Source organism: Bacillus sp. PK3-037 (assembly GCF_054161355.1).
This window is the reverse complement of record NZ_CP096408.1, coordinates 2,254,399-2,267,220: the sequence shown is the minus strand read 5'-3', so window position 1 is coordinate 2,267,220 and position 12,822 is coordinate 2,254,399. Positions and strand designations below refer to the sequence as shown.

Genomic DNA, 12,822 nt, shown 5'->3' with positions numbered 1-12,822 from the left:
GAGAGGAGTGGGAACATGATAACTGAACAACTGCGCATCTCATTAAATAATCCTATCATGTGCAATCACAAGGTATATGGACAAGCGTTATTACCCGGCCTTGCTTATATAGATCTGATTTATCAAGTATTCCAAGAACATGGTTACGCTTATCAAGAGCTAGAACTGAAAAATCTGACCATTTTTTATCCTCTGATCGCGGAAGCATCGTATGACATTGCCCTGACGATTCAAGTGTCTGAAAGCAAAAAAGGGGCTTGGTCCATCTTAATTGAAGGGCAAAAACAGCATGGAGAGTCGTTATCAGGTCATAGACGATATGCTTCGGCCGAGATGCATCATAAAGCACCAGCTGCTTTCACGGAAAAGATTGACCTTCATCAATGGAAAAAAGCGGCCGGCCGAATTCTGAATTTGGACGACATCTATGATCAATGCCGCCGTCAAGAATTAGTGCATACAGGCATGATGAAAGCAGAAGGACAGGTATATGAAACTAAAGAGGCCGCTTTGATTGATGTATCTGTCGGACAAGAAGCATTGCTTCATTCTGAGGCTTTTATGTTTCATCCGACGCTCATCGACGGCAGCGGTTTAGGGTCAAGCGGCTTGCTCTCAAGTGTAAATAAAAACGAACAGACTGTGTATCTGCCTTTGTTTTTCGAATCCTTTACAGCTTCGGAGCCATTACAAAAAGAATGTGCGGCGCGCATTCAAGCTTCCTCCGTGCGCCAGAAAAACGAGCTTACTTATATGACCATTGAATATTTTAATTCTTCTGGACAAAAAGTAGCCGAACTCAAAAACTTCGCAAGCAAGTCCGTTCGGGATGCGAAGGCCTTTCAGCCTGAAAAAGAAATCGATCAGCTCCAGGAAGAGAGAGTGGTAAAAGAAACTTCTGTCTCTCATGACGCTGGCCGGAAATACAATGCGTTTGAAAGGTTACTGCGTCAGTTGCTGGCTGAACAGCTTGAAAAACCGGCAGAACAAATGGATATTCACGCCGGGTACTATGAGCTTGGGTTAGATTCGCCATCCTTGCTTGAAATTGTTCAGGCGATAGGATCTCATGTTGGAGAAGATCTCTCTCCCACTTTGCTGTTTGAATATACAACGATTGCAGAATTATCAGCGCATTTGGCTGAAAACTATTTGTTTGGAGAGGCGGACGATGCTGTCCGCCAGCCTCCTGCATCACTGCCGGAGTCTTTAGATGCTCTTTCTTCCCCGCCAAAAAAAGCGGAGGACATTGCGATCATTGGGATGGCAGGCCGTTATCCTAAGGCGAAAAACCTACAAGAATTTTGGGAAAATCTTAAGGCTGGAACAGACTGCATCAGTGAAATTCCGAAATCACGGTGGGAATGGAAGGAATTCGATGAACTGACAACACCTTCAGGAAAGCCTTTTTCAAAATGGGGCGGGTTCATTGAGGATGCCGATTGCTTTGATCCGCAATTCTTCAGAATTTCTCCCAGAGAAGCAGAAACCATGGACCCTCAAGAACGCTTGTTTTTAGAGACATGCTGGGAAGCCATTGAAGATGCAGGCTATACGCCTGAGACAATTGCTGCACAGCGAGGCGCCAATAAAAGACGGCATGTCGGCGTCTTTGCCGGTGTCATGCATAAGGACTATTCCCTTATAGGTGCTGAAGCTTTATCCGAACAAAATCCATTTCCTTTGTCCCTGAACTATGCGCAAATCGCCAATAGAGTGTCTTACTACTGTAATTTCCATGGACCAAGCATGGCAGTGGACACGGTCTGCTCATCTTCTTTGACTGCCATTCACTTGGCAATAGAAAGCATCCGGAATGGGGAATGTGAGGCTGCGATAGCAGGGGGTGTCAATTTATCTCTGCATCCGGCTAAATATATCAGCTATGGCAGTGTGGGGATGCACTCGAGCGACGGCTATTGTCATACATTCGGCGAAGGCGGTGACGGATACGTTTCTGGAGAAGGGGTTGGAACGGTATTATTAAAGCCTCTGCGAAAAGCTGAACAGGATGGTGACCGGATCTATGCCGTCATCAAAGGAAGTGCCATTAATCATGTAGGCAAAGTCAGCGGCATTACGGTTCCGAGCCCTATAGCGCAAGCCGATGTTATAGAAACCTGCTTAGAAAAAACAGGAATCGATCCGCGTACGGTCGGCTATGTGGAAGCGCATGGCACCGGCACCTCTTTAGGAGACCCAATTGAAATTCAAGGATTGGTGAAGGCTTTCAGCAGAAATACGCAGGATCAGCAATTTTGTTCGATCGGTTCTGTGAAATCAAATATTGGCCATGCTGAATCTGCAGCCGGCATCAGCGGGTTAACGAAGACCGTTCTGCAGCTGCATTATAAAACGCTGGTCCCATCCCTACACTCAGAAGAGCTGAATCCTTATTTGGAGCTGGATCAATCACCGTTTTTTGTTCAGCGCGAAGCAAAGAAATGGGAGCAGCCGGCATTGACAGAAAACGGAATGGAGATTAAGTATCCCCGCCGTGCCGGTGTAAGTTCGTTTGGAGCGTCAGGGTCCAATGCGCATATCATTTTGGAAGAATACATCCCGAAAGAGAACGACTCAGCCTCTGTTTCGGTGAAATATGAAGAGGCAATTATCCCCTTGTCGGCGAGAAATATAGACAGGCTGCAAGCATACGCCGGCAAACTCATTGAGTTTCTTCACGAGGACATTAATCTTTTTGAGCTTGCTTATACACTGCAGGCAGGACGGGTGGAAATGGAGGAGCGGGCAGCCTTCATCGTGAAAGACATAAAGGATCTAATTCATCAACTTCAAGCATTTGTAAAAGGTGAAGAAGCCGATCGCTGCTGGACCGGACAGGCCAAAGAGGGCCAAGGGTTTACCGGGGCAAAAGCGGGAGATTTGAAGAACATCGCGGAATCATGGGTTCAAGGAAAACAGGTCAACTGGGATGAACTTTACGGCGCTCGCAAGCCGCTTAAAATAAGTGTTCCAACCTACCCGTTTGCAAAAGAACGCTACTGGATACCGGCACCTGAGACGAAAATCAGCGGCAGAACAACGAATTCTGCATTACATCCGCTGTTGCATAGGAATACGTCAGACTTTTCTGAACAGCGCTTTAGCTCTAGCTTCACAGGCAAGGAATTTTTTCTATCTGATCATGTTGTGCAGGGACAGAAAATCATGCCGGGTGTTGCCTATTTAGAAATGGCAAGGGAAGCAGCGGAAAAAGCAGCGGGTGATCTGGGAGAGGGACAAAGAATTGTGTCGCTCAGAGACATCGTCTGGATTCGTCCTATCGCGATTGAAAGTGAACCAAAAGAGATACATATTGGCCTTTATCCTGAGGAGAGCGGAGAGATCAGCTATGAGATTTACAGCAAAGATGAAAACCAGATGATACACAGCCAAGGGACTGCAATCCTAGGGGCTGAACCGGACATTCCTGTTTTAGATATTAAAGCGCTGCAGGCGGAATGCAGTCTGGACACAGTGACATCAGAGCAATGCTATGCGGCGTTTCGGAAGATAGGGCTTGACTATGGAGAGGGCTATCAAGGGATTAAAAAAGTGCTTATCGGACACGAACAATTGCTTGCAAAAATCTCCTTACCCGCTCTTTTGGAAGACGGTAAGAAGCAATTCATGCTCCATCCGAGTTTGATGGATTCCGCTTTCCATGCATCCATTGGTTTTATCGTTAGCTCAGTCAATACGGATGCTCAAGTCCATAAGCTGTCTCTGCCGTTTGCAATGCAGGAACTTAACATTCTTGCCCCTTGCCCTTCTGAAATCTGGTCTTATATTAGATTCAGTTCAGACAGTAAGGCAGAGGACAAAATCAGAAAGTATGATATTGATCTATGCGATGAAGATGGGAATGTCTGTGTGCAAATGAAGGGGGCTTCCATTAGAGCGCTGGAAGGAGAACCTCAATCTCCGGAAGCAATAGCAGCGGGGTCTTCATCGATAGGACATACAATGATGGTTCCTGTCTGGGAACCAGTGTCTCCAAATGCGGAGAGCGGTGTCTCGGCTGCCGGTGGACAAGCCGTTTTATTAGGGGGGACTGAGCACGAACAGAAGTTAATGAAACAATACTATCCTCAGGCTGTGGTTTTGGATATCCAGCCGGCAGATCACATGGAAACGATAGTGAACAAACTGCAAGCGTGCGGCAGCATTGACCATGTACTGTGGATTGCCCCGCTACACTCAGAGCAGATGTTTATTGAAGAACAGGAAAAAAACGTTCTTCACGTATTTAAGCTTGTGAAAGCACTTCTTCAATTAGGCTATGGCGGGGAAAAGCTGGAATGGTCAATTATCACCGTCCAAGCGCAGCCGATTACTCAGCATGAAGATGTCAATCCTGCTCATGCTAGCATTCATGGACTCATTGGCACAATGGCTAAGGAATATCCGCATTGGAAGATCCGGCTGATCGACCTTGAAGAAGGCTGCACTTGGCCGATCAAACAGATGTTTACACTCCCTGCAGACCGTCTTGGGCACGCGTGGGCTTATCGGAATCACCAATGGCATCAGCAGCAATTGATTCCCTATCAGCAATCCCCATCAAATGATACGTTATATCGAACCGGCGGAGTGTATGTGGTTATTGGAGGAGCTGGGTACATCGGAGAGGCGTGGAGTGAGTATATGATCCGCCGCTATCAGGCGCAGATCGTTTGGATTGGACGCAGTCAAATCAATGATGCCATCCAGGCAAAATTAAACCGTCTCTCGGCACTTGGACCTGCGCCTTACTATATTGCAGCCGATGCTGCGGATATGCATTCATTGCAGCAGGCTTATGAACAAGTGAAAAAACGCCATCCTCATATTCATGGGATCGTTCATTCTGCAATGGTTTTATTTGAACAAAGCCTGGAAAATATGACGCTCGAAGAATTCAGAACTGGATTGGCGGCAAAGGTGGATGTAAGTGTTCATATGGCCCAAGTATTTCAGCAGGAGGATTTGGATTTTGTTCTATTTTTCTCTTCGCTTGTGTCCCATATCAAAAATGTGAAGCAAAGCCATTATGCCTCTGGCTGTGCATTCGCAGATGCATTTGCTTATTGGCTGTCCCAAAGCTGGAGTTGTCCCGTTAACGTCATGAATTGGGGATATTGGGGGAACAGTGAAGCGGCCGAAGATGAAAATTATGTGCAGCTCATGAATCAAATTGGCTTAGGCTTAATTGAACCTGAGGAAGGGATGAAAGCGTTAGAAGCCCTGCTTTCAGGGCCTGTCAGCCAAACGGCTTTCATTCATACGACTAAACCTGTTGCAGTCGAAGGCGTGAATCAGAAGGAATTCATCACCCTTTACCCGCAGCAGCCTTCAATAGACGCCGAAAGCCTGAAGAGGCGCCTGCCGGAAACACGGAAAATAGAAAAAGTAACACACGAGGAGCTGGACGCTCTCCTTTACAGACTTCTGTTAGCACAGCTACAGACGGCCGGGCTGTTTGATGGTCATACATTATCGGTTGAACGTCTTCAACGAAACAACAATACTCGTGAGTTTTATGAAAAGTGGCTCCGGCAAAGCAGCGAATTCCTTCTGCAGCAAGACTACCTTAAAAAAGATGGAGATTCTTTGGTGAGGAAGGACAAGGCAGAGGATATAGACATGCTTTGGAGTGAATGGGATGCAAAGAAATCAGAATGGCTCCAAGACAGCAACACAAAAGCGATGGTTGTATTAGCTGAGGCCATGCTGAAAGCATTACCGGATATCCTGACAGGGAAGGTGCCTGCGACGGATATCATGTTCCCTCATTCGTCAATGGAATTGGTGGAAGGTATTTATAAGCATAACCAAGTTGCAGACTACTTCAATACAGTGCTCGCTGATACGTTAACAGCTTACGTAGATGAGCGGCTGAAACAGGACCCTAAAACCTCCATTCGCATTATGGAGATAGGCGCAGGTACTGGCGGCACGAGTGCCGGAATCTTTCAAAAACTGAAAACCTATCAAAATCATATAGGAGAATATTGTTATACAGATCTTTCAAAGGCGTTTTTGCTGCATGCAGAAAAAGAGTATGGGACGGAAAATCCTTACCTGACATATCAGCTATTTGACGTAGAAAAACCGATCGATCAGCAGGAAATCGAGGCAGGCGGCTTTGACGTTGTAATTGCCGCTAATGTCCTTCACGCGACAAAAAATATTCGCCAAACGCTGCGGCATGCAAAAGATGTGATGAAGCACAACGGATTGCTGTTACTAAATGAAATGGCGGGAAACAGCTTGTTTCCACACATCACCTTCGGACTGTTGGAAGGCTGGTGGCTGTATGAAGATCCTGCGCTGCGAATTCCCGGCTGTCCTGGTCTATATCCAAACAAATGGAAAGAGGTCTTAGAGAGCGAAGGCTTTGAATCCGTGTTCTTCCCGGCAGAAGCAGCACATGACCTCAGTCACCAGATCATAGCAGCCTCAAGCAACGGAGTGGTGCGCCGTATGGCTATGGACATGGCGCCTCCTGCAGAAAAGGATTTTTCTTCAGCGAGGAAGGAGACGGCATCTGTCCAAAACGTAGCTTCAGAGATAGGCGGATCATCAAATGATGCCGTCTTGATAGAAAAAAGCACCGAGTATATGAAAAAACGAATCGGACAAACATTGAAAATCCCTGCAAGTAAAATTGATTCATCTGAACAGCTTGAAAAGTACGGCATCGATTCCATTGTCGTTGTTCAGCTCACGAATACATTGCGTAAGGAACTGGACCATGTGAGCAGCACTTTATTTTTTGAGTATCAGACAATAGACGCGTTAGTGGAACACTTAATCAAAACGAAAAAAGAAGCACTTATGAGACTGACAGGCCTTGACCGTCTAGTGAAAAATGACAAGCCGGTAGCAATCCATAACAAATCTTCACAGAAGGCTGGGCCGGCGCCTGACACAACCCAGCGCTATCGTAAGCTTAGCCGCAGCCGCGAGAAAGAAGCACCATCACTGGCACAAGCACCGGTCAGCCGTGATGTTGCCATTATCGGCATATCCGGGCGTTATCCTCAGGCGGAGACAGCAGAAGAATTTTGGAACAATCTAAAAGAAGGAAGAAATTGTATAGAGGAAATCCCGAAAGACCGCTGGGATTGGAAAGCATATTACGATAAAGAAAAAGGAAAAGAAGGCTCAATTTATACAAAATGGGGCGGATTTATCAAAGGTATGGATACTTTTGATCCTTTATTCTTTCAAATTTCTCCGCTAGAAGCAGAAAGAATGGACCCTCAGGAGCGATTATTCCTGCAAACCGCCTATGCGAGTATTGAAGATGCGGGATACACGCCAGACTCGCTCTGCTCAAGCAGAAAAGTCGGCGTCTTTGCCGGAGTAATGAACAAAAATTATCCTACTGGCTACGGCTATTGGTCCATTGCCAACAGGGTATCCTATTTGCTGAATTTCCAAGGCCCGAGCCTTGCTATTGACACAGCATGTTCGTCTTCTCTGACAGCGATCCATTTGGCGTTAGAAAGCATTTACAGCGGATCAAGTGAGTGCGCCATTGCCGGCGGCGTCAATTTAGTTGTCGACCCTATTCACTATCAGAACTTATCTGTCATGAACATGCTCTCTGAAACTGACAAATGTAAATCATTCGGTGATGACGCAGATGGGTTTGTTGACGGAGAAGGAGTGGGTGCCGTCATTTTAAAACCTCTGCAAAAAGCAATAGAAGACGGTGACCATATATATGGGGTGATAAAGGCCAGCTCCATTAACAGCGGAGGCAAAACCAACGGATATACGGTTCCAAATCCGAATGCCCAAGCCAAGCTGATTAAAGAAGCCATTCAGCATGCCAATATCCCAGCCAGAACGATCAGTTATCTGGAGGCACACGGAACAGGCACTGCATTAGGAGATCCGATTGAGATTGCTGGATTAACAAAAGCGTTTGAGGAAGATACACAAGAAAGACAGTTCTGTGCCATCGGCTCCAGCAAATCCAATATTGGTCATTGTGAAAGTGCAGCCGGCATCGCCGGTTTGACAAAAATACTGTTTCAGTTTAGATACGGTCAAATCGCACCATCATTGCATGCTGAGCGTTTGAATCCAAATATTGAATTCAGTCAAACTCCGTTTATCGTTCAGCAAAAGCTTGGTGAATGGAAGCGGCCGATCATTGACGGTCGGGAAGTGCCAAGACGCGCCGGATTAAGCAGTTTTGGCGCCGGAGGGTCAAATGCCCATCTGATCTTAGAAGAATATATTCCGAAAACCAGGGCACAAACACCCCAAGGTCATCCTCCTGCTCTGATCGTGCTGTCAGCGAAAAACAGTGAACGGCTTCAAGAAAGAGCGGAGCAGCTGCTCACTGCCGTTCGCGAAAAAAGGTACAGTGAATCAGATCTGGTTCGGATTGCCTTTACGCTGCAAACAGGCCGTGAAGCAATGGAGGAAAGGCTTGGCTTTATTGCCGAATCAATAGAAGATCTAGAGAGCAAGCTGCAAGATTTTATAGAAATGAAAGCAGAGGATCTGTATCTCGATCGTATCGACGATAATAAACAAGCATTAGCGCTCTTATCAGCTGATGAAGATACGGAGAAGATGATAGACGCCTGGATGAGCAAAGGGAAATTTACGAAATTACTGGATCTTTGGGTGAAGGGCTTGTCTTTTGACTGGACAAAGCTGTACGGAGCTCATAAACCGATCCGAATCAGCCTGCCGACATATCCATTTGCGAAGGAGCATTACTGGGCACCAGGTGTTGAAAAGAGAACAATGTCCTTTGAAAACAATATAGAACACCAAGAGCAAGAAGACTTCGAGGTGATGACCTTTAAAGAAGAATGGAAAGAACAGCAGGTGTCTCTCGCATCGAAAAGCTTCACAACTCTCGTCTGTTTTCTGACTGACAGAGACAAGCAACAAGCATTCGCTTCAGCTGTGAAAAGCTTTGATTCAGAGACCAAGGTCATATTTGTTTCTCAAGGCGAAACGTACGGCAAACAGTCTCCATACTCTTATCAAATTGTACGGAAGGACCCCGGCACTTTTGAGAAAGCCTTCCGTAGGATACAGGAAGAACATGGAGAACCGGATGCAATCCTCTATTTATGGGCGACGGAGGATTCAAGCTATAGTCAGGATTATTCCTGTGCAGTCTATTTATTGCAGGCTATGGCGGCCGCGAAGCTTCAACCTGCCCGTGTGTTATTGGCTGGATGTTTTGAAAATGGTCTTGACCGAAGTTATCTGGAATCATGGATAGGATTTGAACGTTCACTCGGGCTAGTCCTTCCGAATACGAAAGTGACAGGAATCTTTCAGGATGCTGCTCAAATTCCAAAAGAATCAATAGATGATTGGACAAGTAAGATCTGGACGGAATTACAGGCTTCAACCGAACAAACCGTCTTGTATCAGAATGAGAAACGTTATGTATGTCAGATTGAACAGACAACGTTACAGCCCGGCAACAGCAAATTGAAGTCCGGGGGAACTTACCTGATTACAGGCGGGTTAGGAGGGCTCGGTTATTTATTCGCCAAGCATTTGGCTAAAAACTATGCCGCAAACATCATTCTGACAGGACGAACGCCTATCAATAAAGAAAAACAAAAGCAGCTAAAAGTATTGAAGGATTTAGGCGGCGAAGCCATGTATGCAGAGGCGGATGTGTGTGATCCGATCGCAATGGGAGACTGCGTGAAACGCGGAAAAGACCGGTACGGCACCATCAATGGTGTCATTCATGCCGCCGGTATCGAGAGCGGGTCCTCTATTTTTGAAAAAGAGAAGGATAGCTTCAAGCGCATTATTGAACCGAAAATTAATGGAACGATCGCGCTTGACGAGTGGTTTAAAAAAGAAACCCTGGATTTTATCTGTTACTTCTCTTCGTCTTCTGCTATTTTAGGAGACTTTGGTTTTTGTGATTATGCGGTAGGGAATCGGTTCCAAATGGCTTATGCACATTACAGAAACAAGCTTCATCACGGCCATACGTTTGTTATCAACTGGCCTGTTTGGAAGGACGGCGGGATGACAATCGGGAATGCCGAAACTACCGAGATGTACCTGAAGTCAAGCGGTCAGCGCTTTTTAGAAGCGGAAGAAGGCATACGTATGTTTGAACACATTTTGTCTCAGCAGGATGCGCAGCATCTTATCATCGCCGGTCAGCCAAGCCGGGTCCGCCGCTTTTTAGGAATGACTGAACGAGCCGTTCCAGAACCGGACATGATAGCCCCGCCTGCACAAGAAACATCGGGCGGGATGAAGAACTTAAGCGTTGAAAAACGTTTGGAAATGGACTTAAAAACGCATATTCACACCTTGCTTAAGATATCAAAAGACAAGCTAGACTTGAATAAGAACTGGGCCGACTTTGGATTTGATTCCATCTACTTGGCTAAATTCTCGAACGTGTTAACTGACTATTACAAAGTCGAGATAACGCCTGCTTTATTTTTTGGCTATTCGACTTTAAAAGAATTGATCCGCTTCTTTTTAACGGATCATAAAGGCCAGATCGAGGAATTTTACCGGGGTGATGCTACTCAGAATCAGGCTGAAGCAGAAGTGCCGGTTTCTGCAGCACTCCAATCAGAAAACAGCCATAGAAGCGGCCGGCAGCTTTACACAGAGCCTATCGCCATTATCGGAATGAGCGGCAGGTTTCCTCAAGCTGATTCGGTTCATGAATTGTGGGACAATCTGAAAAACGGAAAAAAATGCATTTCAGAGATTCCGAAAGACCGCTGGGACTGGCGTGAAGTTAAAGGACATCCAGAGAAAGCAGAAGTGCCGAGATGGGGCGCATTTTTGAAAGACATAGACCGATTTGACCCGCTGTTTTTTCACATATCGCCTAAAGAAGCCGAAAGTATGGACCCGCGCCAGCGATTGTTTCTGGAAGAAGCATGGCATACATTTGAGGACGCAGGATATATGGGAAACCGGATTAAAGGAAAGTCCTGCGGCGTTTATGTGGGTGTGGAAGAAGGAGAATATGCCCACTTAACCGGTGATACGGATTACATTACCGGCACTCAAAACGCCACATTGGCTGCGCGAATTGCATATGCATTAGATTTAAAAGGACCTAATATGGCGTTGACGGCGGCATGTTCCTCAGGACTTGTAGCCATTCATCAGGCTTGCGCAGCCTTGCGTCAGGGAGACTGTGAAATGGCTTTAGCCGGCGGCGTCAGTCTGAATATTTCTCAAATGTCTTATGAGGCGCTGACAAAGGCGGAAATGCTTTCTCCAGATGGACAATGCAAAGTGTTTGACCAGGATGCCAATGGGCTTGTGCCTGGTGAAGCGGTAGCAGCTGTTCTGCTGAAACCATTATCAAAGGCAATTGAAGATCAAGATCACATTTATGGATGTATAAAAGCAAGCGGCGTGAATTATGACGGCAAAACCAATGGAATGACAGCTCCCAATCCTTTTAGCCAGGCGGAATTAATAGAAAGCATTTATGAAAAATATCAGATCAATCCGCTGGATATTCAATATGTGATGGCGCACAGCACTGGATCAAATCTGGGAGATCCGCTTGAAGTACAGGCATTGACGGGTGCGTTCAGCAAATATACGAAACAGAAGCAATTCTGCACCATCGGCTCGATTAAATCATTAATCGGACACACATTTGCAGCTTCCGGTGTGGTTGCTTTGATCAGTATGCTGATGGCTATGAAAAATCAAACCATTCCGGCTACCCATGAATGTGAATCGAGCAATCCCTATATTCAGTTTGCAGAAAGCCCTTTTGTGCTTCACAAAGAGAACCAGCCATGGATCAGAAAAAATCATAATCCGAGGATGGGGACAATCAGCACAACGGGCATCAGCGGTACGAATGCGCATGCAGTAATTGAAGAATACATTCCGAATGAGCAGGCATCCGCGCATCAAGAACCAACCGAATGTCCGCAAGTTATCGTGCTTTCTGCTCAAAATGAGGATCGGCTTCACGATGCTGTTCTGCAAATGCTTGAGTATGCAGAGCAGAATGACAGCCTTTCATTACCTGATGTTGCGTATACACTCCAGGTTGGAAGAAAAGCAATGGAAGCAAGACTGGCGATCGTAGTGAATAATCAGGAACAACTGGTGCGAAAATTGAAGGAATTTGCAGAAGCGGTGAAGAATGGTGAATCATTCGGTCAATTTACATCCTTTTATACAGGGAATGTGGAAGACATTTCAGAAGAACGAGATGAGACATCTCTGAAAATGGTCGTCATAGAAAAAGATTTTAAAAAGATAGCAGATTGGTGGACGAAAGGAAATCATATGTCTTGGGAACTGCTCCATGAAGACAATAATGTGCGTATCGTTCCGTTACCTGGCTATCCATTTGCAAAGGAACGCTATTGGATCTCATCAGATAAGAATAGTAGGCTATCGTCACAAATCGCCCAAAGTGAGACTGACGAGTCCAATGAAGAGAAACACATTCAAGACATCATCGTACAATTTCTGGAACGAGAGCTGAGCCTGTCACGGCATCAAATCAGTTTCAAAAGAAACGTTCAAGAATACGGGATGGATTCAATTCTTAGCCGAAAGCTGATGCGTCATTTAGAGAAGACCATTCAGATCAAGCTGACCGGCCGGGAGCTTCTTGAATTCCAGACAATCCAAGCGCTTTCTGCTTATGTGGCCTTAAAAGCTGCAGGACAAAACCGAAGCGCGGAGGCTCTGCCGCAAAATCAAACCAACAGCCTGTACACTGACGATCAAATCATCGGTTTGATGCAAGAGGTGGCGCAAGGGAAATTGGATTTTAAGAGTGTGCAAAACATCATAGAAGGGAGTTAATCGTATGAACCA

At 45.9% G+C, this 12,822-nt stretch carries 1 protein-coding gene; it reads left to right on the top strand.

The window, feature by feature from the left end; all coding sequences use genetic code 11:
- Positions 1-15 precede the first annotated feature (15 nt).
- Positions 16-12,810, top strand: coding sequence for an SDR family NAD(P)-dependent oxidoreductase (locus M1D69_RS11655; RefSeq protein ID WP_458106010.1), 12,795 nt, complete (start codon positions 16-18; stop codon positions 12,808-12,810).
- The last annotated feature ends 12 nt before the right edge of the window (positions 12,811-12,822 follow it).

Coding starts and splice junctions, on each gene's coding strand:
- M1D69_RS11655 (WP_458106010.1), top strand. CDS start 16: ATGATAACTGAACAACTGCGCATCTCATTAAATAATCCTATCATGTGC.